Consider the following 25,808-nt stretch of genomic DNA (forward strand, 5'->3'; position numbering starts at 1 on the left):
TCGCGTCAAAACATATTCCGAGTGGCGTATATTTCTACCTATCCACTTATGTATTCAGGAGGGTTCTAGGAAAAAACACCTATTCATACGCGCAAGTTTTGATCAAATACCCAATACCCCAACCTGCACACGATTACATTCTGCGCAATAAAAAAGGGCCCTAAGGCCCTTTGGTGTACATCAGTTAATGCGTCTTTGATGTGCTGGATTATTCCAACAAGCTGCGCAACATCCATGCGGTTTTTTCATGAAGCTGGATACGTTGGGTCAGCAAGTCAGCAGTTGCTTCATCTTCGGCAGCTTCAGCCGTTGCGTACAAAGAACGCGCGGTACGCACCACAGCTTCTTGCCCCTCAACCAATAGTTTGATCATATCCTGTGCTTTAGGAATGCCCTCTTCCTCTTTAATACTGCTCAGCTCGGCGTATTGTTTGTAAGTTCCTGGCGCTGGAAAACCCAACGAGCGAATACGCTCTGCAATGTCATCAACCGCCAATGCCAGTTCTGTGTATTGCGTTTCAAACATCAGATGCAATGTTTGAAACATTGGTCCAGTGACATTCCAGTGAAAGTTATGAGTCTTCAAATAGAGGGTGTAAGTATCTGCCAGCAAATGGGACAAGCCCTTGGCAATCTCTTCACGATGTGATTTGGAAATTCCGATATCAATATTCATAGCGACTCCTTAATACCATTAATGAATTGATCAAACACGACTATAGATAGGGATAGGCTTCTTTGCCATTTGCTTATGGCTATGGTGGGGATTAAATCAGCGGGTTCAACCCTGCCGATATCCCATCAATAACCAATCGCGGCCACGCGCGCGGTAAATGTTATAAGTCGCGAGAATATCCTTAGGGCAATGATCGGGATTCAGAGTAAAACCCAAGGCCGAGTAAAAATCGTCCAAATGCTGCAAGGCGAAACAATAACAACCCTGCGGCGCCAAATCTGGCAATAAATAACGCATTAAACCCGTTGCCAAACCCTGCCCGCGCTTATCGCTCGCCACCAATAAATTACGCAACCAATAATGTCCGGACGATTGCGGTACTAAACGCACACTAGCGATAAAACCTTCATCTTTATGTACGATTGCATACACACGCTCATTTGCTGCACATTTCACCTTGTAGCCTTGAGCGCGATAAAACCGATCAACCAGCGGAAAACGTTCGGCATCAACGCGCTGAAATATTTCATGATCGCTGATGATATTTGGAGAAGTTTGACTCATGCAAAACTGATCTGGTTATTTTTTATCGCCACTGGATTCATCCATATTATCAAGCGGAAAAAGATTATCAGCCATCAAATCATCCGCCATGGTTGCCATAGAATCAGGCGTATCGTTCATGGGAATATGCGCCGAGTCATCATCGGATACGTCAATGGTTGTTTTGGGCGCGCTCTGTTTGGCATCACTGATAGGCTGACCTAATGTTTTTTCTATCTCAGTCAGTTCATCTTTATCGCCACCACCAACAATCAAGCGATAGGCAAAATATCCCAATAACAATACCAGTACGTTACCCACACCGATCCCAACATAAAGCCACAGATTACTTGCGGACTCTTCCGGTTCAATAGCCTTATCTTCTTGCTCTACCGCAGGGGCAAGCGTGTCAGTCGTGGTAGTGTGCGCAGGTGTATTTGTTAACACGGTGGCTTCATCTGGATAATAAAATTGATCGGCCTTGATTGTTTCACTTAACGGACTGCCATCCAAATACTGCCCTTCTACCTGCATGTTGATGTCATAACGCGCAGTTTGTGCCGGCGTAAATGCAAATTCCCAAAGCGTGTTTTCAATTACGTTCAATTGCTGCTCTTGGTGATTATCCAACGAATTGGCGACTTGTGCTGTGACACTGAGCGTGCGCACATCAACCAATTCCGCATTCGCGCTTAGCTTATACAAATGGCGCCGCTGCCCGCCCTCATCATCAAGCTGCTTTTCAACAGTAAACGCCGAAGCAGATACATTCAGATGATGCACAAACTCACGCTTAAACGTTTTGCCATCAATCATCAAAGTAAGATTGTACTCACCCGGTTTTTCTACTCCAGCCAGGGGCTGTGCAAACACACCTTTAGATGAAGGAGCATTTGGTATCTCAACTTCGATTGCGCTTTGTTCATTAGTGTTAGCGACAAATATTTTCCCGCTTAACAACGAAAGAAATTCCTTATTAGTAATCACTTGTGCGTTTTCTTGGAACGCATAAGCCAGATCTATCGTTTGATTCACACGGAAATTATTTTTGATTGGTTCCACAACGAGTTTTAAATCACTTACCACTGTTACACGGCTGCCATGTTCCATATCCGTTTTTATTTTCCATTGCCCTGCGACGGGTTTTTGCACAGTAATCAAATCGTATTTATCAGTGCGATACCAATTCACATTATTCGCAGGATCAGTGCCGCTGTAATCTTTACCATCGGGCGAGGTAATAGTCGTTGCGGGTACATCGGAACGGCGGAAAATTAACGCAGTAAACTCCTGAATACTGCCATCAACTAAAAATCCATTTTCATCCAAAGGCACTCGCTCGGCGGGAACAGCTTGATCAAAAATGCGCAGAAAGGTGCTCATCAACTCATCGGCAGTGTCGGCCACTTCAAAAATACCATCGGTGGCTAGCGACAGTTTTTGCATCAACTCTTGATCGGCATCCGCTGAAAGCGCGATGGTGTGAATGCGATAACCCGCTGCTTTCAAGCGCGGTAACACATCCGCCAGTATGCGTTTGCGTTCATTGAGATTGTCGATGGCTTCTTTGCTGACATCGACCACACCATCGGTTAACAAAATAATATTGCGGCGATATTCTTGCTCTGCAATTGCAGAATCTTCAGCCGCTTTTTCCAGTGCCGCGCCTATATTGGTAAACAAGCCAACCGAATTAATTGCGGTCGCTTTCTGCGCGGCCTGATTGCGCCATGCGGTGTCTACCTGTTTATGCGGCATTAACATATTGACGGACTGACCGAAAGTCCAAAGCCCGGCTTTGCTATTGTCCGGCAATAACCGCACGATCAAATCTACTGCGGGCTTGCGCAGATTTTCCGGATCAGTTTTTTTCATACTGCCAGAAATATCGATGATCACCCGCACATCGGCGGGTAAAGGAGCGGCGGGTTCATTTGCCTGAACCGAAGTGGCAAATAACAAGCAGATAATTGCAAAAGAAAATAAATGGCGCATGCAGGTTCCCATAAAAATTCTCTCAGCGCGGATGTTATTACGCGGTCTTTTTAGCGCTGATATCGCCATTAGTTATAGCAGTTCGGCGCCATTTCGCCATTTTGGATACAAGAACAAAACTCCCAAATACCCCCCCCAAAAACAAAAGCCAGCGCTATGGCTGACTTTTGTATCGGATATTTTTCATCAAGTTGCAGCTATCGAATCGCTCTTATCGGCTCTTCGTAAGGCAAGTTATTGTTACGTGGGCGCTCGTCGTACAACAACTCATCGCGCGCCTGCCGCTCTTCGCGCGACAATGAAGGCGAAGAGGTACGACGGGCGCTTTCGGCGTATTTGTCGTTGCGCTTATTGCGCGCAGATGACTTGCGTTCATGCTCCTGCGGCTCGATGTATTTGTGACCACGCGTCAACAACTGATAAATCAACGACAGCACTATGCCGCCAATCCAGAACCCCAGCATCAGTTTAACGACTGGTTTGATGGCGAGATAACCGCTCTCCAAATAACCAAATGCCAAGGTATAAACCGCAGGCGCCATAGTCATGGTTTCAGCATCAATCGCATAAGGCGTAAACAAAATCACCATTACAGTGATAACAAAAAAATGCGTAACCGCGCGCCCTGCACGGCGAAACAACAACCAGGTTGCAAGGCTGCAACCCACTGCGCCAACCAAATACAGCATCCAAGCGTATTGATAGTCAGTCATATTTTCCACAAGTAAGCCCTCTTTATTACCAGTCCGTTACCACTCAACTCTTAATTACCCCAACTAATTAACCCAACGCACCACATGGTCTTCCAAATCATCTGGGTCGACGCTGTTTTCATGCACTACCCGACCACGCACAGAAATTCCGGCAGTGTGGACAGAGTCAGGATCACCCGAAATTAGCGGGTGCCAATCGAACAGCGGAATACCCTCGGCAACGAGGCGATATGCACAAGTTTCCGGCAACCAGTAAGTCTCTTTTACCGATTCTGGCGACAATACCGCACAGGCCTCTACCAAGCGCTGACGATCAGTGTATTCCTGACAGCGGCAGGTGTCATGATCCAAATAACGACAGGCGACATCGGTGTAATAGACATCGCCCGTATCTTCATCTTCCAGTTTATGCAGGCAGCATTTGCCGCAGCCATCACAGAGGGATTCAAACTCCTCCGGCGACATCTGCTCCAGCGTTTTTGCCAGCCAAAAAACCTGTTGAGCCATATTACTGACCCGATAGTTTTGAATTAAGTAAACGCAGTTGCTCTGCCTCCGGGTCGCGTTGATTGCGCGGCGGCATTTGTAAATAGAAGCCCTTCTCTTCCAAACTTTCAGCTACTTTTTCAACACTGGCATGAGCCAGCTTTTTACCCGGTGTTAATAACAACACCATGGCCGGTTGCGGGCGGCCAAACATTTTCAGCAACTCTTCCGGCACGCGGCTTAAGCCTTCCTCTTTTTTCACGTAGAGGTACATGCCTTCTTCTTTTGAACTGCGGAAAATTTCGCAAATAATTTTCATCTAAATCACTTCACTCTTGCTGAGTTGCTGGGAGATCTAACTGGGTCTGTGCGATGCGCAACAAGCCTTCGCCGATTAAACCAAAACGCCAGCCCAACAACCGTTCTGGTAACTGATAAGTGCCGCCATGCATACCTGAACGCACTATAGCTTCGTAATCTTTTTTACGAATCAGAATCTCCGCCGGCAATTGCGCTTGCTCAGCAAATTCGCGCACATAGGTTTTGAGCGCTTTCATTAAGGGGCCTTCGCTCTGCGCCAACGGCGGATCGAGACGCGCAGGCCAAGTCGATTCATCTTGCGCGAGGGTTTGGCGCACTATATTCAAGATAGCATCTGTATCGTTTTTCAGCGTACGCGCGGGAATATCCGGCACCTTGGACAAGTGCACTACATCCTGAATTTTCTTACGCGCGATCTCCCACAGCGATGGCTCTTTTACCAAGCGATTGCGCGGAATGTCGCGCGCACGCGCTTCGGTTTCGCGCCAAATACACAGCTGCTTCAGAATCGCCAATTCTTGTGCGCGCAACTTCCAGGCAAAACCGACTTTTTGGTAAGCATCGCTGTAATCATCTACTTTGCGCGCATTGGTAACCAAATCCGCGCAGTCACTTTTCACCCACTCCAAACGTTCGCTGACTCTCAGGATTTGCAGCAATTTGCCGTACACAATCAGCATATGCGCTACATCGAGCGCCGCATAATTTAATTGCGCAACGCTGAGCGGACGCTGCAACCAATCGGAACGGGTTTCATCTTTAGGGATTTCAATCGTCAATAAGGCTTTCACCAATGACGAATAACCCAGACTAAAACCCAAACCTGCAAATGCGGCAGCGATTTGTGTATCAAACAAAGGCTCAGGCACCACACCTAACCAGCGCTGAAACACCTCCAAATCTTCCGAGCAGGAATGCAGCACTTTGGTTACGGCGGTGTTGAGCATCAAGTCGCGCAAAGGTGCGAGATTTTTTATCGCCAGCGGATCAATTAAGTAGCAGCCTTTGCCATCGCCAATTTGCAACAGGCCAGCAATTGGGTAAAACGTATCGCTGCGCATGAATTCCGTATCCACTGCAATGGCAGCTTGATTTCGCCATGCAGAGCACAACTTGGCTAATTGATCGTCCTGATCAATCCAGATAGGTTCACTTGGAATCAGCATTAAAATTACAAACTTCTACGAGAGGAAAAGGCATGAGCGAGAGTACCACCATCGATAAACTCCAGCTCACCACCGAGCGGAACACCGTGGGCAATACGCGACACAGTCACATTTAAATTTTTAGCGCGTTCACTGATGTAAAAAGCGGTCGCCTCACCCTCAACGGTGGGGTTAGTGGCCAGAATCACTTCGCTAATCGATTCTTGTTGCAGCAATTGAATCAGTTGATCGACACCAATATCTTCTGGCCCGATACCATCAATCGGCGACAGATGACCAAGTAATACAAAATATTTGCCCTGATAGGTGCCCGCCTGCTCGATGGCCAATACATCGCCCGGTGTTTCCACCACACACAGCAAACTGTTGTCGCGGCGAGTGTTAGCACAAATACCACAGTGAGTTTGCTCGGTAAGCGTGCGGCAGCGCTGACAGCGGCCAACACCGGCTACGGCTTTTTGCAAACTTTGCGCGAGACGCTCGGCACCAGCGCGGTCGCGCTCTAATAAATGCAGCGCCATCCGCTGGGCAGATTTTGGGCCGACGCCGGGCAAACATCGCAGCGAGGCCATAAGTTCATCGATAAGCGGACTAAACATGAATCAATTCTTTTGCGAAATTAAAATGGCATTTTGAAACCGGGTGGAACAACCATGCCAGCGGTCATTTTTTCCATTTGTTCACGGCTTTGTGTTTCGACTTTACGCACTGCATCGTTTACCGCAGCCGCAAGCAAATCTTCCAACATTTCTTTTTCTTCGCTCATCAGACTCGCGTCTATATTCACGCGTTTTACATCGTGACGGCCAGTCATCACAACCGTAACCAAACCCGCACCTGCTGCACCAGTCACTTCAGCTTTCGCTAAATCTTCCTGCATTTTTTGCATGTTGGCCTGCATTTCCTGGGCCTGTTTCATCAAATCGCCAAGACCTTTCATAGCATCCTCTTTAATCGACAAATAAGTTAATAAATGAAATAAGTGAAAAGTTAAATTGGTTGAATTGTGTCTTCACGCAGGGTCGCGCCAAATTGTGTGATTAACTGCTGCACAATCGGATCATTTTTGATTGCGCTTATCGCATCCTGCAAACGCTCTTCGCGCACGCGAATCGCCATCAATGCCGGCGTTTCAGCGGTGATCTCACCTAGCTGGATATGCGCACGCACTTGCTCAACAAAATAACTCGTGAGCAAATCCGACAAGCGTTTTTCATGGCTGACATCAAATAAAGTGCTGTTGGCTTTATCCAACACAAAATAAAAATCATTGCCCTGACGATTGATCAATTGGCAGTTGGCAACCGTGCTTTGCAATATGCCGGTCACGCCCAACCCCAAATAGATTTCCGTCCAATCGGCAGGGCCAGCTTGCACATAGGGAACCTTGCGCAAATTTTTAGGTGCCGCAGCTACAACCGGATCAGATATGCGCACAGGTGCTACAGCTGTCGGGACCTCAACATGGGTGGACGCCAGAATTTCCGCCACTGACATCGGCGGCTGAGCCGCCTCAGACTTTTTTGGCTCGTTCACCTCGGCAGCAGGCGCTTCGTAATAGGCTGGCGCTGGCTCGTAGTCATCATCCATTGGCGCATAGTCATCAGATATATGGCCTCCATCTTCATAGACTGGAGGCTCAGGCATGGCTGGCGCAGGAGCCTGTGTAGTTACTGGCGCGGGTGCAGGACTAGGAATCTGACTCGCTGGCGGGGCAGTTGCAGGAACAACAGGTGTGACCGGAACGGGAGCATTCACTACGGGTGCAGCAGCCATTGGAGCAGGTGCAGGTACAGGTGTTGATGCAGCTGTCGCTACAGGCGCTGCACTTTGTGCAATAGAGGCGACTGCTGGTTTTATCGGCGTTGATGATTGCGGCAGCGGCTGCGTTGGCACTTCCATAACACCTTGTGGCTTAAAAGCCAGCATGCGCAGCAGTACCATTTCAAATCCGGCGCGCGGGTCCGGTGCCAAAGGCAAGTCGCGGCGGCCTAACAACGCGGTTTGATAAAAGAGTTGCACATCTTCCGATGGCAATTGTTGTGCGAGCTGAATAATTCGCTCGCGATCGCCGTGACTGTTATCCACCGCTTCCGGCAAGGCTTGCGCAATCGCAATTCGGTGCAACACTGCCAGCATTTCCGCCAATGCACTCGCATAATCCGGCGCCTGCTCCGACATACGCTCAACTGCTGCCAGAACTGCGCGACCATCGAGCGATGCCAGTGCATTCACGATATCGTAAACCGCAGTCTGGTCGATGGTGCCGAGCATGGCACTGACTTCGCCTTCGGTAATCTTGCCCGAACCATAGGCGATGGCCTGATCAGTCAAGCTCATGGCATCACGCATACTGCCATCGGCAGCGCGCCCCAAATGCCAGAGCGCCGATTCTTCAAACGGCACCAGCTCTTCGTTCAACACGAATTTCAAATGTTGAACGATACGCTCGGGGTTCATGTTTTTGAGATTGAATTGCAAGCAGCGCGACAAGATCGTCATCGGCAGCTTTTGTGGGTCAGTTGTCGCCAGCAAAAACTTTACGTGCGGCGGAGGCTCTTCCAGGGTTTTCAGCAAAGCGTTGAAACTGCTGTTGGAAAGCATATGAACTTCGTCGATCAGGTAAACCTTGTAGCGACCGCGAGTCGGGGCGTACTGGACGTTTTCCAGCAGTTCGCGGGTATCTTCTACCTTGGTGCGCGAGGCCGCATCCACCTCGATCAGATCAACAAACCGACCTTCGGCGATTTCACGGCAGCTGGAACATTGGCCACAAGGTTCAGAGCTAACCCCGGTTTCACAGTTCAGACACTTAGCGAGAATCCGCGCGATGGTGGTCTTCCCTACCCCGCGAGTACCAGTGAATAAGTAAGCATGGTGCAAACGGTTGTGATCAAGCGCATTGATTAACGCCTGCAGGACATGCTCCTGCCCGACCATTTCACGGAAAATGCGCGGACGCCATTTACGCGCCAGAACTTGATAGCTCATGCCGATTGCTGCTCTCTATTCAATTGCTGCTCTCTATCAAAGAGGGAGGCGGTTCACTTAAAACAGGGCGCGATTATAGCGGCCAATGGCGCAAATAGACACCAACGCCCCTGCATCAAACTGCCGGGGCGTATCACTTGCGGTGTTATTAGGGTAATTCTTGTGGTAGTTGTTGAGACAATTCTTAATTAACTACCAGAGATCAAAAATTAAGGCGCCGGAACCTTTTTGGTCAGGGCAGATGCAGCAACTTTGCCTGCTCCTTTCATATCAACTTCACTGACATCTGAGCGCAGCAGTTTGCTTACCCCACCTTCCCACAGCAAATTACCGGATTTCACCGAACGCATACTCAAAGTTACTATGCCATGCTCCAGCATATCGCCGGTGCCTTCAGGATTTTCCCATCCAGTAAATGCGAGAGAACCGCGGTTATCGGTAGTCCAATGCGGTGAGTAATAGGTCTCACCAATATCTGGCTGGGTCGCAACCGAAATACGGTAGTCGAGCAGTATTTCTGCTTTGTCTGCAGCTAACACATAACCCTTTTTTGCCAGATCCGCTTCAGTTGCGCTACGGAAAGACGAGTCAAACTCTACCGCGCGTTGACCCGCTTTCGATGTCATTGGCGGAACTTCCCAACGGTAATATTTGAGCCCGGACAGCTCAGCAGCAACAGGTTGGATTTGGTGATATTTAATTGGTGTACAGCCAGCAACCAGAACAACAAAAGCAGCGGCAGCGATAAATTTGTAACGGGAAAACGAGAGAGATAAACGCATTGGATCAATTCCATTTCTACAGTTAGGTGAAACGGATTATAGACAATCGAAATCAATTGGCGACAACTAAATCGGCCAGATAAATTGAAACGGAAGGAATTAAGAGAAAGAAAAATTAGCGGAAGTTTGGGTGGCGACCTAACCAGCCACACCCCGGCACATAACTTACTGCTACCGTTGCTCCCTTCCGGGCCTGGCGGGGTTTACAGATCATTATTGCGAGGGGACCGGCTAGATCACCATAGCGGCTTGCAACAGCTAACTACTAGTAAAGCGGTAGCGGCCTACGCAAGAGGCGCGCATTATCATCACTTTACCCCCTCATTGCAAGGCGCAATTTTGTAAATAAAGCGCAAGCTAATGAGAGCAATCGCTTGTTATCTAAAGATTTTATTGCGCTGGCGCCCATTGCAATTTCTTTTTCTGCCCTTATCAACTAGGCTTCATGCAGCATCAAACATGACAGAACTACGACAACCCCCACATATTCAGGAGCATTTCGATGGCAACAGTCACCCTCAAAGGAAATCCATTCAACACCAACGGTAATCTGCCTGCAGTAGGCAGCCAGGCACCAGCTTTCAAACTGGTGAAAACTGATCTATCTGAAGTATCTGGAGCAGACCTCGCTGGCAAACGCGTTGTGCTGAACATTTTCCCAAGTGTTGATACTCCAACCTGCGCACAATCTGTTCGCACCTTCAACGCCCAAGCCAGCGCTTTGGATAACACCGTAGTGGTTTGCGCATCCCAAGACCTGCCATTTGCTCTGGCTCGTTTCTGCGGCGCTGAAGGTTTGGACAAGGTGATCCCAGCTTCTGCATTCCGTTCTGACTTTGCTTCCGACTACGGTGTAAAATTGGTTGATGGCCCACTGACCGGCTTAACTGCTCGCGCAGTAGTCGTACTGGGTACCGATGGCAAAGTGTTGCACACTGAACTGGTAAGCGAAGTGGCGCATGAACCTAATTACGATGCAGCCCTGAAAGCCTTAGCGTAATACCAACAGACGCAAAGTAACTCTCCCGCAACAAACCACTGCACCTTTTAAAAACTGCACCTTATGCAATTTGGACAACATGCTCAATTGATATAGGTGCAGTTTTTTCTAAATATTCCCATTACCCCATCCCTCACCAGCGCGATCAAGTCTGAAGAATGGCAATAACTTAAGCGACAAAGCCTCACTTTTTTCTTTAATTTTTAAAAGTTAAAAATTTAAAATAAATGTTATGAATTTATTTTAATTTCTAAATACTCTGAAAAACACGCTGATTTTTTATTTAGGCGCCTAACAACTAAAAAAGTGATGCCTATAATCAAGACCAAGCGGGTCAGATTTGAGGGGGGAACCATATAAAGAAACCCCAAAATGAAAGTCTCTCCCAACAGGAGAATCAGCGAATGTCACAACAGGAATATCATCAACAAAACACCCAACCCAGTTACGCAAAAGAGCTGTTAGATGCGGTTCCCGCAGGCATTATCGTTACACATCAGGACGGACGCATCAGCTATTTAAACGCCGAAGCTGAACGCTTATTCGGATACTCCCGCAACGAATTACTCGACCAATCAATTGATACTCTTCTTCCTGATCGTTTTAGTGGCCACCACTCAAAATTACGCCAAGGCTACATAGAGCAACCGTCTACTCGCTATATGGGAGCTGGGCGCGACCTCTACGGAAAACGAAAAGACAACAGCGAATTTCCTCTAGAGATTGGCTTGCGACCTTTGATCGCTGATGGTGAGCAATTTATTGTTGCCACTATTGTTAACATTACGCGTCGCAAACAATTAGAAGAGCGATTGGTAAAGGTAATAGAGGCTTCACCTTACGGCCAATTGCTTGTTGATGAAAGAGGCATTATCCAACTAATTAATCCGAGCTTACTAAACCTTTTTGGTTACACAAAAGAAGAATTATTAGGCGAGTCGATGGATATTCTCTTACCTGAACGCTACCGAAAAGGTCATGAAAAACTGCGCGCAGGCTATGTACAAAAGCCCAGCTTACGTGCAATGGGCTTAGGCCGAGATTTAACTGGCCGCCACAAAAGCGGGACTGAAATACCCATCGAAATAGGGTTAAGCCCTGTAGAAAGCGATGCAGGCAGCCTAACGCTAGCAGTTGTTACCGATATTTCAGAGCGCAAGCGGCTTGAACTCAATCTAAAACAAGCCAACGCACATCTGGAAGAATTCACCTACGTTGCATCACATGATTTGAAATCACCTCTACGCGGCATAAGTGATCTAGTGGAATGGATCAATGAAGATTTAGGAGAAAATTCAACAGAATCAATTCAAAAAAATATTGAGCGCATTCGTCTCCGCATTGGACGAATGGAGCGACTTATTGATGATCTTTTACTTTATGCGCGAGCGGGGAAAAAAGCGAAAGAGTCCACCGCAATTAATGTCGAAGCTTTAATTGCCGAGATTATTGACCTACATCCGATTCCAGCCCACTTCAAAATCCAACAAGAAATTCATATTAGTGAAATTAATGCAGCAAAAATTCCACTGGAGACCGTGCTACGAAATTTGTTTACCAATGCACTTAAACATCACACTGGCGTTGCCCCTTGTATCACTATAAGCGCAGAGGCGAGCGGCAGTTATTGCTTATTCAAAGTAATTGACAATGGCCCGGGAATTCCTGTCGCCGCTCAAGAGCGGGTGTTTCGGTTATTTCAAACTCTCAACAATAACTCATCTAGCGGTAGCGGCATTGGCCTCGCTTTGGCAAAACGCCTGACAGAAAGCCATGGCGGGCAAATTGAACTCATTAGTGACGCGGGCAGTAAAGGTTGTAGTTTTCACGTATGGTGGCCACGTTTTGCGAGGAAAGATATCGATGAATAATCCAGTTAAAGTCAACATATTAATAGTCGATGATGATGATGTTGCCGCAGAATCTGTAGTTCGCAGCTTGCGAAAACATGCTATGGACTTTCCAGTCACGCTAGCACGTGATGGCATTGAAGCACTGGAAATTTTACGAGCCACTCACAGTGAGTTACGCATTGAAAAACCCTACCTTATTTTACTTGACCTAAACATGCCGCGCATGAATGGTTTTGAATTCCTACAGGAAATCAGGAGCGACTCAAAACTGCAAGACGCTATTATTTTTATCCTAACCACATCAGATGCAGATTCGGACAAGTCCAGTGCGTATCACGAAAACATTGCTGGCTATATGGTCAAGTCTGCAGTAGGGCCACAATTTTCAAAACTGGCGACACTCTTGGATAATTATCGATCCACAATCAGCTTTCCACTTTAACTAAAAAATACGCAATGCGAGAGGGATTGCAATGTTGCAAACATCCGTGGCTGATAAAAATATCAGATTACTCCTTGTCGAAGACGATGATGTCGACATGGAAAAGATTGTGCGTTTATTGCACCAAACTACGCTTTCATTAACTATTTCGGAAGCAACTTCCGCGTCGCAAACACTTGAGCTAATCGACCAACATAGTTTTGATTGTGCGATTCTCGATTACCAACTAAAAGATGCTTACGGATCAGAATTAATAAAAAAAATACAAAATCATAAAAATGCACCCACACCAATCATAATGATTAGTGGCAATAGCGATGAGCGCATCATTGCTGACGTAATGCGCGATGGGGTATTCGATTACTTACCCAAGCGCCATATCAATATTGAAATGCTCATTAAAAGCTTGAATGCCAGTTTGGCCTGGGGCGAGTCGGAACGAGCCCTTAAAGAGAACCATATTCGCTTTAATCAACTGGCAGATGGGCTACCGCAACTGACTTGGACGTGCTTACCTGATGGCGAATGCGATTTTTTAAATCGTCGTTGGTGCGACTACACTGGCATCGCTGAAAAAGCGCAATTGGGCTTTCTTTGGTTGGATCAAGTTCATCCAGATGATCGCGCCAACCTGATCGAAGCTTGGAGAAAAGCCGTACACGCCGGAGAAGAAATGTACGCGGTTTTTCGCATTAGAAGATACGACGGCGAATACCGTTGGTTTGATACTCGTGCCACCCCCCAAAAAAATGAACACAATGAAATTGTTCGCTGGCTAGGTAGCAATACCGATATCACGGATATTGAAATTACACGACAGGCACTGGCCAACAGCGAACAATTATTTCATACCGCATTTGATTACGCGCCATTGGGTATGATGATGGTTGGCCTCAATGACACAATCATCCAAGCAAATCCCGCACTTTATAAATTGCTAAATTATCAAAAAAGCCAAACAATCGATTCACTTCCTCCCTTTTCCCAGCTCATCCATCCAGACGAAATTGGTAACAATGAATTTCAAATGGAAAAAATTCGTCGCAAGAACATTTCATTTACCCAATATGAAATGCATCTCCTGACAAAAGAAAAAAATCCGATCCCAGTGCTAATTAGCATGGCTTTTATCAGCAAGTTTGATGATGAACCCTGCTATCTTGTGCAAGTTTATGATCTATCAGAACGAAAACGCTACGAATCGCAACTTATAAAACTAGCTCACTACGACCCTCTCACCGGATTGGGGAATCGCAGTAAACTGCATGAAGAAATTGAATTTTTAATTCAAAAATCCCATCGCAATCACGACACATTTGCGGTGCTATTTGGCGATCTTGATCATTTTAAACAAATAAACGACGGGCTTGGCCATGAAGCTGGGGACCAACTTTTAAAAACCGTCGCACGCAGACTAAAAAAAGCCCTACGACGTGAAGATAGTATTTGTCGGCTAGGAGGCGATGAATTTGTAGTGCTTTTAAAAAATGCCACAAAATATGAAGACGTGGTGAGTGTTGCAGAGAAACTTATCACATCCATCAATCAGCCAGTTCGTCTCGGTAATCACAAAGTTCACGTTGGCATTAGCTTTGGCATTGCGCTCTACCCCACCGATGGCGAAAACAGTAAAACCTTGCTGCGCAATGCCGACAGCGCACTTTACGATGCAAAAGACAAAGGTCGTGGCCGCAGCCAGCTGTACCGAAAAGAATTAACCGAATACGTCAATAACCGACTGCGTCTGGATAACGATTTACGTAAAGCGATTACCAACCAGGAATTCGAGCTTTATTACCAGCCCATCATTGACTTGCATACCAACCAAATTGCTTCAGCTGAGGCTTTGTTGCGCTGGCATCATCCTGAACGGGGAATGGTTCCTCCGGATGAATTCATTCCCTATGCACAAGAGCATGGATTAATAGTTCCAATTGGAGAATGGGTTATTAAACAAGCATGTGCTCAGGCAGTTGAATGGCACCAAGCAGGCTTCCCCCTTAGCGTTAGTGTCAATGTATCGGTGCGACAATTTCAACAGGAAAATTTATTTGATTTGTTTTCATCAGCATTGGCTAAAACTGGTCTTCCTGCTAAAAAATTAATAATAGAGATTACCGAGCAAATGTTTCTTGAGAATACTGAAAAAAATCTGGAACAAATCAGCCAGCTTAAAGAGATGGGATTGCGTATATCGCTTGATGATTTTGGAGTTGGCTATTCCTCTCTGAGTTATATCGTGCGCTTTTCACCTCATTATTTAAAAATCGACAGATCATTTGTCAGCCGTATCGGCCAAGCCAAAGAACACGATGAAATGGTAAATGCGATTATCGGACTAAGCAAAATAATACCAATGAAAATTGTCGGCGAAGGAATAGAAGAACCACATCAACGGGATTATTTAATAAGTAAAGGATGCGACAAGGGTCAGGGATATTTATTTTCACGCCCACTGCCACAAGATAAGTTTTTAGCTTTTTTGCGCAGCAATAGCATCAATTAATTTGAACTAGAAAACATATCAGTTACCAATTCAGAAAACCCTTACCAATGCCATTCCATTGCGATGCTCGTCTCGCGGCCGCGATTGGGCGTACCGTAGGCGATTCCGTTACCCTGCGCGGGTGAAAAATAATCCTCATCCAACACATTTTTAATTTGCAGATTTAAACCAACGGCGGGTGTAAGTTGATAAGCCAGTTTGCTGTTGACCACCCAAAAATCATCGAGCGTATTACGCTCATTCACTCCCGCAATAGCGGTTGCGACGAGGGTTTGGGCCTCGCCCTGATATACCGCCGTCAGATTCCAATTCCATGCAGCGGCTTGGTAATTCAGCATGAGCGATGACAGCTGATCCGCCTCGCGAAAGGCTGAGTCGGGTAAATCGATAAAATGACTGTAGGTGATACGCGCCAGCCAGTGCGTGCCCAATTGCTGGCTCGCCTCCAGACTGACGCCGTTGCTGTGTTCGCTCTCGCCGTTGATGTAGGTACGCGTTGAACCTTGTAATCCGGCCAGAATCGGCTGATCGTAATCGCTGTAAAAACCGTTAAGACTCACACTGGTGTGCTGCCAAGTACCCATCCAGATTAAATCCCAGGTTTTCACAATTTCATGCACCAAGTCTGGATTGCCAACCAACCGGGTATTATTGATCAACCCCATTTCGGATAAGGTCGGCGCACGAAACGCTTCACCATATAACAGTTTGAGCGTTTGCGTATCTGTCAGTTGTTGCACCAAACCCAAACGTGGGCTGACATGATCGCCAATATCGTTATAGTTGTCGTAGCGTACCCCTAGCGTCAAACTGGTTTGGTCGCTCAGTTGCCGCAGGTATTGGCCATATACACCCAAAGATTCATGGGAACCTTCGCTGCCCAATGGGGTTTGATAATCGATACCAGAATAAGATGTGATTGGATAATCCCGAGCAATAAACTGTTGCAAGTCGTAATTGGATTTCAGAATGGCCTGCGTTTCAGTATCTTCGCGCAGCTCCAAACCGAACTGACTGCTGGCCAACTCATTGATCGTCCAATCATTGGACAGCGAGAGTAAATAGCTTTCGCTATTCAAGGTCGCATCCGCCAATACCGGCGCTTGGCTCGGCGGCTCGCTTAGTCCGTATAAATCACCCTCATCGGCTAGCTCAGCATGAATTAACTGCTCACCGCGACTGTAACTAAACGACAGTTTTGATTCGATATGCTCTCCCAAGCCAAAGCCCTGCTCCAGACTTATCTGACTAAAACCCAAACGGTTATCGTTAAAATTATTGTGTATACGCTCGACTGAATAAAAATCAGAGGCATCTGTGCGGTTGTAGGCAATGCGTATTTGCGTCTGTTTATAACGCAGCCCCAAATCCAGATTGATGGAGGAAAAAGGGTCGTGACTGAGCACTGGCTCAGAAGTAGAAATATCGCGCAATAAAAACTCCTGCCCTTCATCTTCATAGGCATGAGCAAAAAGTGAAGTTTCCCAGTCACCAGATTCTCTACCCCAGAGCAGATCAGTACTGCGGCGCGCATCAGAACCTACGGCTACGCTCATTTCAGCTTGTTTTTTACGGGTAATAATATTGATCACTCCAGTAAAAGCGCTGGAGCCATAGAGCGCAGAGCCGGGACCACTGATCACTTCGACTCGCTCAATTTGCGCAAGTGGAAACAGCGGGATAAGTACATCGCTGCCACCAGAGCGGGGATTGGTAAAGCGCCGCCCATCAACCATCAACAACACTTCATGTACTTGCGCAGCGTTGCGCCGGCCGCGTGCACTAAAACTGTAGTTGACTCCACTATCCGCCAAGCGATTGGTTTGATAATCCGGCACCAAGTTGAGCAGCTCGTATAAATAATCCATACCCAATGCGGCGATTTGTTCGTGGGTAAATACCGTCACCGCCGAGGGCACAGTTTTTAACGATTCGTCGCGCAGGGTTGAGCCGGTTACGGTCACTTGCAGTAACTGCTCCAGGTCCATATCCAGATACTCTTCTGCACTTGCCAGATTTGTTAAAGCAAACCCAGCCAGAAGGACTCGCGGCATAATCGTTAATGGCCTTGCGTTCATCAGCAATCTTTCCTTGCTTTTGTTTGTCGATTTTTTTCTTATCAAATACCACCCCACTGCTCTAACCATGTTTCAAATTGCGCAGAAGGCAAAGGTTTGGAGAAATAATATCCCTGCATCAGCTGACATCCTTGGCTGGTAAGCAGCGCATAGTCGTCGGCTGTCTCCACCCCTTCGGCGATAGTTTCCATCCCCAAAGACTCAGCCAAACGAATGATCGAATTCACAATAGCGAGCGATGCTTCATCGGATTGCATATCGCGCACAAATGATTGATCGATTTTGAGAATATTGGCGGGCAAACGGCGCAGATAATTAAGACAGGAAAAACCAGTACCAAAGTCATCGATGGCAATGCGATAACCCTGCGCGCGAAAGGCTTGCAATACTTGTATCGACATTTCCATATCATTCATCAACATGGATTCAGTCAACTCCAACTCAATCGAGCTGGGCGAAGTACCGGCTTGCGCCATCAAACTCTGCACCTCAGCCAAAAATCCAGCCTGATGAAATTGCAGCGCGGAAATATTTACGCTCACCACCAAATCGGTAAGCCCGGCTTGGTGCCAGCACTTGACTTGCCGCGCGGCCTCGGCGATTACCCAAGCACCGAGCGGAATAATCAAACCGATTTCTTCTGCGAGAGGAATAAAGTGATTAGGAGACACCAATCCGCGCTCAGGGTGACGCCAGCGCACCAAGGCTTCTGCGCCGTAAAGTTGTTTGCTGCCGGCGATAATCTGCGGCTGATAGTGCAACTCAAACTGCCCCTGCTCCAGCGCTGAGCGCAGGTCGTATTCCAACTTTAACCGGTCGAGCGTGCGCGCATTTAATACCGGTGTGTAGAACTGATAATTGTTGCGCCCTTTTTCCTTCGCTAGATACATAGCCGCATCGGCGTTTTTAATCAGCGTATTCGGATCTTCACCATCGTCCGGATAAACCGCAATGCCGATACTCGGGCTTATATGCAGCGGCATATCTTCCAACATGTAGGGGCGCAAAATTTCATCGCGCACTTTTATTGCCACTTCGGCCATGCTGCGCTCATCGCGAATACGCGCAAGCAATATTACAAATTCATCGCCACCTAAACGCGCGACTGTATCGTCGGTGCGCACGGCTTCGCTCAGGCGCGCCGCTGTCTCGCGCAAAATTAAATCGCCCGCCGCATGCCCCAGTGAATCGTTGATGTTTTTAAAACGGTCGAGGTCGATAAATAAAATGCCCGCTTTTTCACCGCGTCGTTTGGCAGTATTGATCGCCATTTCCAAACGATCATTAAGCAGTGCGCGATTGGGTAATTCAGTAAGGCTGTCGTGATGAGCGAGAAAATCGATACGCTCGCGCGATTTTTTGCGCTCGGAAATATCGCTGAAAATTGCGATGTAATTTTCCGGTTGTCCATCGGTATCCACTACCTGACTGATCGAATACCAAGTGGGAAACTTCTCGCCATTTTTGCGCTGGTTGATCAACTCACCTTCCCAGTGACCTTTTTCTTTTAACACATGGACGAGGTTGCGGAAAAAGCTGTGAGAATGCAGTTGGGTGCCTACTTTTATAGTATCCACCCCCACCACTTCTTCTTCGGTGAAGCCCATAATTTTTTCATAGGGTTTATTCACCAAAATAATACGCAGGTCGGCATCGGTAATCAGAATCGCTTCATTACTGCCTTCAAATACTTTTGCCCACAAACGCAACTCAGCTTCCTGCTTACTGGCGTCCCTCAAGGCTTGTTTCGCACGCAAAATAAATTGAATACGAAATGGCAAGGTGCCCCAGCTCACGGGCTTGGTGATGAAATCAGTCGCGCCGGATTCATAGGCTTGATGGATAGAGGCGATATCATCCAAGCCAGTCACCATCGCAATGGGCAGGTCGCGGCCATTGGGCAGTGCCAAAAGCTCGCGGCACAGGCTGTAGCCATCACCATCTGGCAAGAGCACATCGAGAAGGATGATATCGGGCGTCTGCTCCGCAAAATGGGCGCGCGCACTCGCACAATCGGCCGCTTCCATCACCCGATAACCCGCCTGCTCCAGCGTGATACTGGTGGTCAGGCGCGCCGCTTCGTCGTCCTCTACCACCAAGACCAGAGCACCCGCATTTAGGGCACCGCCTGTAGACCTTAACTCGCTCACGAGCCTTGCTCCCCTTGCTCAAGCTCAACCAGAGCCTGCAGTGATAATCCATAAAGCCGTTGAATAGTCTGTAGCTGCTGTCCCGCCTGTTCCAAACTACCCTGCCGCGCGCGCGCCTCGCAGTCGCGGCAAACTGCGGCCAACTCTGTCAGCCCCAAATTAGCCGCACTATTTTTTAAATTGTGCGCGGTTTTGTAGAGTAAATCGGCATTTTGCTGGGCGATAGCAGTTTCCATTTGCGCAAGCAGCGGCGGGCTGCCCGCGCGGAATAATTCAATCAGGCGCGGCAACAATCCCTCGCGCAATTCACGCAATTGGCGAATGATTTGCTGATCGATTTCCAACCCCTCGGCCGATGACAAGGATGGCAGTGGATTAGATGCAGCGGTTGATACTGCGCTAGCAGGTTCAGGTATAGCGATATCCGCAGGTGTATGGCGCTGGGGCAGCCAGCGCGCCAGCAATTGATGCAGCTGTTCCTGCGTGAAAGGTTTACTCAAATAATCGCTCATACCCCGCACCAGACAGTTTTCGCGGTCGCCACTGATCGCATTGGCCGTGAGGGCGATAATCGGCAAGGGCGGTATACCCAGCTTCGCTTCTCGCTTGCGAATACTGGCGGTAGCTTCAAAGCCATCCATAATCGGCATCTGGCAATCCATCAATACCAGATCAAAACTTTCCCGTTGCAACAGTTCCAGCGCTTCCTGTCCATTATTGGCGATGGTGGTTATCACCCCAATCCGCTGCAGCATGGCGCAGGCGACTTCCTGATTGACCATATTGTCCTCGGCCAGTAATACCCGCCCGTTTAGACGCACAGGCTTAACATCTGCGACGACTGAATCAATCACATGAAACTTGCGTGTTAAATCGCCTGCAATCACCTGAGCAATCAGGTTGTGCAACTCGGATTGACGCACCGGCTTCAGCAGCTGCGGCGCGCGTTCAGCGATCTCGAGGCGCGCCGCCAGACCGGCAGAACTAAGGATGATGATCGCCAAGCGGTTAAAACGTGCATCGGCAGCCAAGCGATCCATTAGTTGCCCTCCGTCCATGCCGGGCATACACCAGTCGGTCAGCATTAAATCAAATGGGGTCCCAACATCAGCCTGCTCCTGAAGCAAAGCCAGAGCCTCGGCGCCAGAGGCGGCCATCACCGGTTGCATCCCCCAGGATTTCAGCCAGTACTCCAGGATTTCGCGGTTGGTGGGATTATCGTCCACCACCAGCGTATGCAACTGACTAAAACCGGTAACCAGTTGGTAGTCACGCGGATCATTCACCTTTTGCAGTACAAGATTAAAGTGGAAGTAGCTGCCATTTTCAGCCTGACTCTGGACGCGAATTTCACCGCCCATCATCTGCGTCAAGCGCTGGGAAATTGTCAGCCCCAAACCCGTGCCGCCGTATTTACGCGCCATTGACGAGTCAGCTTGAGTAAAGGATTGAAACAGACGCAGCTGTTGCTCGCTGCTGATACCAATCCCCGTGTCACGCACGCCGAATTCCAGCTCGACTTTGCCGTCCCGCTCATCGAGCAGCTGCACATCAATCGTCACCTCGCCCGACTCGGTAAACTTGATCGCATTGCTCAGCAGATTGGTCAGCACCTGCCCCAGACGAGCCGAATCCCCGACCACCGATAAAGGTGGCAGCGGCGTCCTGCACAACAATTCCAACTCTTTGCCCTGCGCGATGGGCGCATAGCGCTCGGCAATATCCTCTACCAATAAATTAAGTTGGAAGGGGCGATGTTCCAGCTCCAACTTGCCTGCTTCGATTTTGGAGAAATCGAGGATGTCGTTGATGATCAGCAGTAAATCCTCACTGGAACGACGGGCAACGCGGGCAAAGCGTTTTTGTTTGGCATCCAGATCTGTATCCATTAACAAACCCGTCATACCCATGATGCCGTTCAAAGGCGTGCGGATTTCATGGCTCATCACCGCGAGGAAATCACTCTTGGCTTTGCTACCCGCTTCGGCTTGTTCACGCGCGGCCTGCAACTCACTGGTGCGTTCCAATACCCGCTGCTCCAGCGATTCCTGAGTGTGGCGCAACTCGCTGTCTTGCGCCTCAATGCGATCCAGCATGGCGTTAAAACGGCTGGTGAGCTGCCCTACTTCATCGCGTACAGCAGGCTCAGGCGCGCGCTCGTGATACAGCCCCTCACGCCCCACTTTTTGCGCCAGCTCGCTCAGGCTACCCAAGGGGCGCAAGACCGATGAAATCAGTACCCATGTGAGCAAACCGCACACCAGCAGCGCAATCAGTGCAATCACCAGCACCCACAGAATCTGGCCGTAAAATTGGGTGCGCAGCGGCTCAAGGGTGATATCCAACTCCAGCAACCCCAAGTCCTCGCCCTCCCAAAACACGACGGCGTTGATTTGCTCATCTTTGGTGAAGGATGCACTCTGCGCACTACGATATTCAGCCAGTAATTGTTGATCTTTCAAACGCAAACGCGCCGCCAACACCTTGGGTTCAACCCGCAAGGTAGCAAGGCTTTGTTTGGCAGCATCAGCATCGATAAACATACTCGGCGCAGCCAGATTGAGCGCAGTCGCCTCCGCCAAAATCTGCAACTGGCCATTAACCTGATGGCTGATGTAGTTGTACTGCTGCCAAGTGCTCGCCAAGGCCGCACCCAGTACTGCAATACTGGTCAGCAACATGGCCATAAGACTGATTTTGCGTGCTAGGGACGTTTTATTCATTGGCGCCCACCATCTGTTTTTGAGCCCTGATTTTTAGGCTTTTTGGCCAGCTTGCGCAGCTGGCTGCTCACTTTAACGCCAGCGTGATTAAGCGCCCGCTCGTTCATTACAAACTCGATACGGCTATCGATGGTGCGTAAGAGTGAGATGCCCACGCGGGCATCGTCAGGATGAGCCTCATCCATCACCAATAACACACCGGAAGGAAAAGGCTGAGGCAACTGGAAATCGGCTCCACTGGTGGGGACGTAAAGCAGCTGGCAACGGTTGATCTGCCCGGACAACTCAGTCACTAAATCTATGTAGATAATATTGATCGGGCGGGATTGCAGGGTTTTGCTGCCCAACTCAGTCAGTGATTGACGAGCGGCACCCTGGGCATTCAGGGCGCAGAGGGTAAACGCTGAATCGCCCTGGGTTGGCCATTCTATAAACTTGAGAAAGTTATAGACGAACGCCACCCGCAAGCTTGCTTCCGCTGCCTGAGCTGAAGCCAGTAACGCTTGAGCACCAAGAAGTGCCCCTACTCCCCAGCACAAGAGTATTCTGCTCGCTATTTTCACGCGCCCCACCGCCAAACGTGCCTCCTCGTTGCACTCTTTTTACACTTATTCGTACTTATTAATGTGCGTTTTACTCGTCATGCCGGCCGTTGACCAACACTGGGGTTGGTGCCGGGGCAAGCAGAATAAAATCAGTGCCTTGAGCATAGTTCAGACTTTGGTTAATAGCGAAAACGGATGTAATTTTATACGCCCAAATAATGATTTTTATGCCAGCAACATAAGATGGCAGATAAACACCTGCAACAACCTAAGTGGTATCATGCCCGCCCTTTCCACACCTAGCTCATGGCACTTTTATGTTGTTGTTTGTCGATAACCTCACCAACGTCGATTTCAGTTTCCTCGATCCGCAGCGTGGTCTGCTCGGCGAGACATGGCTGGCCAATGTGCGCTTAATTGGCGATCTGGATGAGCAAGGCATGGTGTGCGATTTCGGCACAGTCAAAAAAGTCCTGCGCCATTGGTTGGATACCGAGCTGGATCACCGTCTGGCGGTGCCGGTAAAGTCGCCCAACATCCGCATTGAAGAAGACGGCGACTTTTTGCAGATTCACTGGCAGTTCGGCAGCAACGGCGAATTCCTCAGCACCCGCTCCCCGCGTGATGCCATCGCCTTGGTCGATGCCGAAGTGCTCACCCAAGAGAGCATCGCCAGCTGGTGTATCACCCAACTTAAACAACACTTTCCAGATAGCGTTGCGCGCTTGGAATTGGATTTCAGCCTTGAAGCAATGGACGGCGCGGCTTTCTATCACTACAGCCACGGCCTTAAAAAACACAAAGGCAACTGCCAGCGCATCGCCCACGGCCATCGCTCTCGCATTGATATCTGGGCTAACGGTGTGAAATCGCCCGCACTGGAACAGCGCTGGGCAGATGAGTGGAAGGATATTTATATTGGAACGCGTGAAGATTTAACCGCGCAACCTGAACACGCGGGCACGGCTTACTACCAATTTAATTACGATGCCGAACAGGGGCCGTTTGAGATTATTCTGCCTCAACGCTGCTGCTACATGATCGATACCGATAGCACCGTCGAATTTATCGCCCACCATATTGCGCATAAAACCAGGCAGGAAAATCCGGATTCCAACATTCGCGTTAAAGCCTACGAAGGCATTAACAAGGGCGCGATTGTAGAGGCTTGATTAGACCTGAACAGATAACTAATCCGCCTTCAACAACATCACAAATGGCAATAGGGTTAAACCTGCGACAAACACAATGGCGATAGCCGATGCGATAAACCGGATCGGCTGTGCGCAAAAATGTTGCCACACACTGGGCACCTGCCCCGCTTCTACCAACTCAGCGTAGTTTTGCTGCTGACGCACCACCCGCTCCGCTTGATAGTTGCGAATCAACTCGCGCGCCTGCTCTTCCTGATTGCCATCGCTCAACCAGATTGCATCCAAACCCACGCGGAAAAAACCGGCATCTGTCTCGTAGTAGCGAATCTGATGTTCATCCAATAAGGCGCGAATATCAGCGGCTTCATCGGCGGGAACCTGTGCAAGTTTGAATAAGAGTCTGGCCATAATCGTCTATTGATCGCTATTCATTGAGATAAAAAGAAACGCGCGCAGCATAGCAGCATTGGCGCCCATTGCATCACGTGATACGCAGTGTCATCACCCCGCAGACATTTGGGGCTACACTCAGCAAACATGCCGCCGAAATGGAGTTAACTCATGAAAGTTGCTGTTTTTAGCACTAAACCCTACGACCAGCAGTGCCTGACCACGGCCAATGAAAACCTGCAACATCCCTTGGAACTGATATTTCACGAAGCCCAGTTGAATGAGCGAACCGCTCTGCTCGCCCAAGGCTGTAAGGCAGTTTGCTGCTTTGTTAATGATCATCTCAACGAAACCGTACTGCAACAACTGGCCGATATGAGCATAGGTTTGGTCGCCCTGCGCTGTGCGGGTTTTAATCAGGTGGATTTGGACGCGGCGAAAAAGCTCGGCATCAAAGTCGCGCGTGTAGCGGAATACTCGCCGCACGCCATCGCCGAACATGCGCTGGGGCTGATTTTGATGCTCAACCGCAACTTGCACCGCGCGTTTCACCGCGTGCGCGAAAACGATTATTCGCTCAACGGCCTGCTGGGGTTTGATCTGGTTGGTAAAACAGTGGGGGTAATCGGTACCGGAAAAATCGGCCAGACCTTTGCGCGCTTGATGCTGGGTTTGGGCTGCGAAGTTGTCGCCTTTGACACCAACCCCGACCCGGCCTTGGCCGCAGCCGGTGTGAGTTATATGGCGCTCGATGACCTCTGGCCCGCAGCAGATATTATCTCGCTCCACTGCCCGCTCAATACACACACTCATCATTTGATCAATGCATCTTCCATCGCGCAGATGAAACCGGGAGTGATGCTAATTAACACCAGCCGCGGCGGTTTGATCGATACCCGCGCAGTGATCGATGCGCTCAAAAACAACACTATCGGCTACCTCGGGTTGGATGTGTATGAAGAGGAAGGTGATCTGTTTTTTGAAAACAAATCCAACCAACTCCTGCAAGACGACATTTTCGCCCGCCTGCTCACCTTCCCTAATGTGGTGATTACCGGACATCAGGCGTTTTTTACCCGCGAAGCCCTAGCCACCATCGCACAAGTCACGCTGGATAACATCCGCCACTTTGACGCGGGCGAGTTCAGCAAGATGGTGTTAGTGAGCTGATACCTACGATCAGTCATCTCTGTTTAGAGATTAGACAATATTAAGCACCACAATGATTCAAGCGACAATTTTTTATTAACTTTTGTTATTTACTATCCAGCATCAGTTTAAGAAGGCCTGTTTT

Annotated in this window: 22 protein-coding genes and 1 other RNA gene; 6 read left to right on the plus strand and 17 right to left on the minus strand. The window is 48.7% G+C overall.

Annotated elements, in window-relative coordinates; translation table 11 throughout:
- Window positions 1-208: 208 nt before the first annotated feature.
- From SPL68_RS13565 to ffs, 12 genes are all read right to left on the minus strand, one after another.
- Complete coding sequence (locus tag SPL68_RS13565; protein WP_323815706.1) at window positions 209-676, minus strand: Dps family protein; 468 nt, start codon at window positions 674-676, stop codon at window positions 209-211.
- 105 nt (window positions 677-781) lie between these two features.
- Window positions 782-1,240 (minus strand): GNAT family N-acetyltransferase, encoded by a 459-nt coding sequence (locus SPL68_RS13570; RefSeq protein ID WP_323815707.1) that lies wholly within the window; start codon window positions 1,238-1,240, stop codon window positions 782-784.
- Window positions 1,241-1,255: 15 nt separating this feature from the next.
- A complete protein-coding gene (locus tag SPL68_RS13575) occupies window positions 1,256-3,214 on the minus strand; it encodes a vWA domain-containing protein (RefSeq protein WP_323815708.1) in 1,959 nt (652 codons plus the stop codon).
- A 197-nt stretch (window positions 3,215-3,411) separates the two neighbouring features.
- Complete coding sequence (locus tag SPL68_RS13580) at window positions 3,412-3,927, minus strand: hypothetical protein (RefSeq protein ID WP_323815709.1); 516 nt, start codon at window positions 3,925-3,927, stop codon at window positions 3,412-3,414.
- Window positions 3,928-3,990: 63 nt separating this feature from the next.
- The gene (locus SPL68_RS13585) at window positions 3,991-4,434 is read right to left on the minus strand and encodes a YcgN family cysteine cluster protein (RefSeq protein ID WP_323815710.1); all 444 of its coding nucleotides are present in this window, start codon (window positions 4,432-4,434) and stop codon (window positions 3,991-3,993) included.
- 1 nt (window position 4,435) lies between these two features.
- Window positions 4,436-4,732: a YcgL domain-containing protein gene (locus tag SPL68_RS13590; protein ID WP_323815711.1), complete on the minus strand. Its 297-nt coding sequence runs from the start codon at window positions 4,730-4,732 to the stop codon at window positions 4,436-4,438.
- A gap of 10 nt (window positions 4,733-4,742) precedes the next feature.
- On the minus strand, window positions 4,743-5,900 hold the full coding sequence (gene rnd, locus SPL68_RS13595) for a ribonuclease D (protein WP_323815712.1): 1,158 nt from the start codon (window positions 5,898-5,900) through the stop codon (window positions 4,743-4,745).
- Window positions 5,901-5,905: 5 nt separating this feature from the next.
- Entirely contained in the window at window positions 5,906-6,499 is a 594-nt protein-coding gene (gene recR / locus SPL68_RS13600; RefSeq protein ID WP_323815713.1) for a recombination mediator RecR, read from the minus strand.
- A gap of 20 nt (window positions 6,500-6,519) precedes the next feature.
- Complete coding sequence (locus tag SPL68_RS13605; RefSeq protein WP_323815714.1) at window positions 6,520-6,840, minus strand: YbaB/EbfC family nucleoid-associated protein; 321 nt, start codon at window positions 6,838-6,840, stop codon at window positions 6,520-6,522.
- Between the two features lie 50 nt (window positions 6,841-6,890).
- Window positions 6,891-8,891: a DNA polymerase III subunit gamma/tau gene (gene dnaX / locus SPL68_RS13610; protein ID WP_323815715.1), complete on the minus strand. Its 2,001-nt coding sequence runs from the start codon at window positions 8,889-8,891 to the stop codon at window positions 6,891-6,893.
- 209 nt (window positions 8,892-9,100) lie between these two features.
- Complete coding sequence (locus SPL68_RS13615; RefSeq protein WP_323815716.1) at window positions 9,101-9,673, minus strand: DUF4136 domain-containing protein; 573 nt, start codon at window positions 9,671-9,673, stop codon at window positions 9,101-9,103.
- A 137-nt stretch (window positions 9,674-9,810) separates the two neighbouring features.
- Window positions 9,811-9,906: signal recognition particle sRNA small type (ffs, locus tag SPL68_RS13620), an RNA gene on the minus strand.
- Between the two features lie 269 nt (window positions 9,907-10,175).
- Here ffs and tpx point away from each other — a divergent pair.
- The 4 genes from tpx to SPL68_RS13640 all read left to right on the plus strand — a co-directional run bounded on the left by tpx (window position 10,176) and on the right by SPL68_RS13640 (window position 15,474).
- Window positions 10,176-10,673, plus strand: a complete 498-nt coding sequence (gene tpx, locus SPL68_RS13625; RefSeq protein ID WP_323815717.1) for a thiol peroxidase — start codon at window positions 10,176-10,178, stop codon at window positions 10,671-10,673.
- Between the two features lie 404 nt (window positions 10,674-11,077).
- The gene (locus SPL68_RS13630) at window positions 11,078-12,544 is read left to right on the plus strand and encodes a sensor histidine kinase (protein WP_323815718.1); all 1,467 of its coding nucleotides are present in this window, start codon (window positions 11,078-11,080) and stop codon (window positions 12,542-12,544) included.
- Complete coding sequence (locus tag SPL68_RS13635; protein ID WP_323815719.1) at window positions 12,537-12,968, plus strand: response regulator; 432 nt, start codon at window positions 12,537-12,539, stop codon at window positions 12,966-12,968. The genes SPL68_RS13630 and SPL68_RS13635 overlap by 8 nt, the downstream gene beginning before the upstream one ends.
- Before the next feature lie 31 nt (window positions 12,969-12,999).
- Complete coding sequence (locus SPL68_RS13640) at window positions 13,000-15,474, plus strand: two-component system response regulator (protein ID WP_323815720.1); 2,475 nt, start codon at window positions 13,000-13,002, stop codon at window positions 15,472-15,474.
- Between the two features lie 41 nt (window positions 15,475-15,515).
- Here the strand turns inward: SPL68_RS13640 and SPL68_RS13645 are convergent, their stop codons facing one another.
- Genes SPL68_RS13645 through SPL68_RS13660 form a run of 4 tightly spaced genes read right to left on the minus strand, consistent with a single transcriptional unit; the run spans window position 15,516 to window position 22,988 of the window.
- The gene (locus SPL68_RS13645; RefSeq protein WP_323815721.1) at window positions 15,516-17,552 is read right to left on the minus strand and encodes a TonB-dependent receptor plug domain-containing protein; all 2,037 of its coding nucleotides are present in this window, start codon (window positions 17,550-17,552) and stop codon (window positions 15,516-15,518) included.
- A gap of 41 nt (window positions 17,553-17,593) precedes the next feature.
- The gene (locus tag SPL68_RS13650) at window positions 17,594-19,702 is read right to left on the minus strand and encodes a putative bifunctional diguanylate cyclase/phosphodiesterase (protein WP_323815722.1); all 2,109 of its coding nucleotides are present in this window, start codon (window positions 19,700-19,702) and stop codon (window positions 17,594-17,596) included.
- Window positions 19,699-22,425, minus strand: coding sequence for a response regulator (locus SPL68_RS13655; protein WP_323815723.1), 2,727 nt, complete (start codon window positions 22,423-22,425; stop codon window positions 19,699-19,701). Before SPL68_RS13655 ends, SPL68_RS13650 begins: the two co-directional genes overlap by 4 nt.
- A complete protein-coding gene (locus SPL68_RS13660; RefSeq protein ID WP_323815724.1) occupies window positions 22,422-22,988 on the minus strand; it encodes a YfiR family protein in 567 nt (188 codons plus the stop codon). The genes SPL68_RS13655 and SPL68_RS13660 overlap by 4 nt, the downstream gene beginning before the upstream one ends.
- Before the next feature lie 299 nt (window positions 22,989-23,287).
- Here SPL68_RS13660 and SPL68_RS13665 point away from each other — a divergent pair, with 299 nt between their 5' ends.
- Window positions 23,288-24,142 carry a 6-carboxytetrahydropterin synthase gene (locus SPL68_RS13665; RefSeq protein ID WP_323815725.1) on the plus strand — a complete coding sequence of 285 codons (855 nt, stop codon included), beginning with the start codon at window positions 23,288-23,290 and terminating at the stop codon, window positions 24,140-24,142.
- Window positions 24,143-24,160: 18 nt separating this feature from the next.
- On the opposite strand, the gene SPL68_RS13670 is transcribed toward SPL68_RS13665, so the two are convergent.
- Window positions 24,161-24,532, minus strand: coding sequence for a DUF6164 family protein (locus tag SPL68_RS13670; RefSeq protein WP_323815726.1), 372 nt, complete (start codon window positions 24,530-24,532; stop codon window positions 24,161-24,163).
- Between the two features lie 153 nt (window positions 24,533-24,685).
- On the opposite strand from SPL68_RS13670, the gene SPL68_RS13675 reads away from it, so the two are divergent.
- The gene (locus SPL68_RS13675; protein WP_323815727.1) at window positions 24,686-25,684 is read left to right on the plus strand and encodes a 2-hydroxyacid dehydrogenase; all 999 of its coding nucleotides are present in this window, start codon (window positions 24,686-24,688) and stop codon (window positions 25,682-25,684) included.
- Window positions 25,685-25,808 lie beyond the last annotated feature (124 nt).

This window comes from Cellvibrio chitinivorans, from assembly GCF_035117775.1.
In the GTDB taxonomy this organism is placed as follows: domain Bacteria; phylum Pseudomonadota; class Gammaproteobacteria; order Pseudomonadales; family Cellvibrionaceae; genus Cellvibrio; species Cellvibrio chitinivorans.

What these genes read in the sequence shown, in the direction of transcription:
- SPL68_RS13565 (WP_323815706.1), bottom strand. Translation starts at nt 676, where the DNA reads ATGAATATTGATATCGGAATTTCCAAATCACATCGTGAAGAGATTGCC.
- SPL68_RS13570 (WP_323815707.1), bottom strand. Translation starts at nt 1,240, where the DNA reads ATGAGTCAAACTTCTCCAAATATCATCAGCGATCATGAAATATTTCAG.
- SPL68_RS13575 (WP_323815708.1), bottom strand. Translation starts at nt 3,214, where the DNA reads ATGCGCCATTTATTTTCTTTTGCAATTATCTGCTTGTTATTTGCCACT.
- SPL68_RS13580 (WP_323815709.1), bottom strand. Translation starts at nt 3,927, where the DNA reads ATGACTGACTATCAATACGCTTGGATGCTGTATTTGGTTGGCGCAGTG.
- SPL68_RS13585 (WP_323815710.1), bottom strand. Translation starts at nt 4,434, where the DNA reads ATGGCTCAACAGGTTTTTTGGCTGGCAAAAACGCTGGAGCAGATGTCG.
- SPL68_RS13590 (WP_323815711.1), bottom strand. Translation starts at nt 4,732, where the DNA reads ATGAAAATTATTTGCGAAATTTTCCGCAGTTCAAAAGAAGAAGGCATG.
- rnd (WP_323815712.1), bottom strand. Translation starts at nt 5,900, where the DNA reads ATGCTGATTCCAAGTGAACCTATCTGGATTGATCAGGACGATCAATTA.
- recR (WP_323815713.1), bottom strand. Translation starts at nt 6,499, where the DNA reads ATGTTTAGTCCGCTTATCGATGAACTTATGGCCTCGCTGCGATGTTTG.
- SPL68_RS13605 (WP_323815714.1), bottom strand. Translation starts at nt 6,840, where the DNA reads ATGAAAGGTCTTGGCGATTTGATGAAACAGGCCCAGGAAATGCAGGCC.
- dnaX (WP_323815715.1), bottom strand. Translation starts at nt 8,891, where the DNA reads ATGAGCTATCAAGTTCTGGCGCGTAAATGGCGTCCGCGCATTTTCCGT.
- SPL68_RS13615 (WP_323815716.1), bottom strand. Translation starts at nt 9,673, where the DNA reads ATGCGTTTATCTCTCTCGTTTTCCCGTTACAAATTTATCGCTGCCGCT.
- tpx (WP_323815717.1), top strand. Translation starts at nt 10,176, where the DNA reads ATGGCAACAGTCACCCTCAAAGGAAATCCATTCAACACCAACGGTAAT.
- SPL68_RS13630 (WP_323815718.1), top strand. Translation starts at nt 11,078, where the DNA reads ATGTCACAACAGGAATATCATCAACAAAACACCCAACCCAGTTACGCA.
- SPL68_RS13635 (WP_323815719.1), top strand. Translation starts at nt 12,537, where the DNA reads ATGAATAATCCAGTTAAAGTCAACATATTAATAGTCGATGATGATGAT.
- SPL68_RS13640 (WP_323815720.1), top strand. Translation starts at nt 13,000, where the DNA reads ATGTTGCAAACATCCGTGGCTGATAAAAATATCAGATTACTCCTTGTC.
- SPL68_RS13645 (WP_323815721.1), bottom strand. Translation starts at nt 17,552, where the DNA reads ATGAACGCAAGGCCATTAACGATTATGCCGCGAGTCCTTCTGGCTGGG.
- SPL68_RS13655 (WP_323815723.1), bottom strand. Translation starts at nt 22,425, where the DNA reads ATGAATAAAACGTCCCTAGCACGCAAAATCAGTCTTATGGCCATGTTG.
- SPL68_RS13665 (WP_323815725.1), top strand. Translation starts at nt 23,288, where the DNA reads ATGTTGTTGTTTGTCGATAACCTCACCAACGTCGATTTCAGTTTCCTC.
- SPL68_RS13670 (WP_323815726.1), bottom strand. Translation starts at nt 24,532, where the DNA reads ATGGCCAGACTCTTATTCAAACTTGCACAGGTTCCCGCCGATGAAGCC.
- SPL68_RS13675 (WP_323815727.1), top strand. Translation starts at nt 24,686, where the DNA reads ATGAAAGTTGCTGTTTTTAGCACTAAACCCTACGACCAGCAGTGCCTG.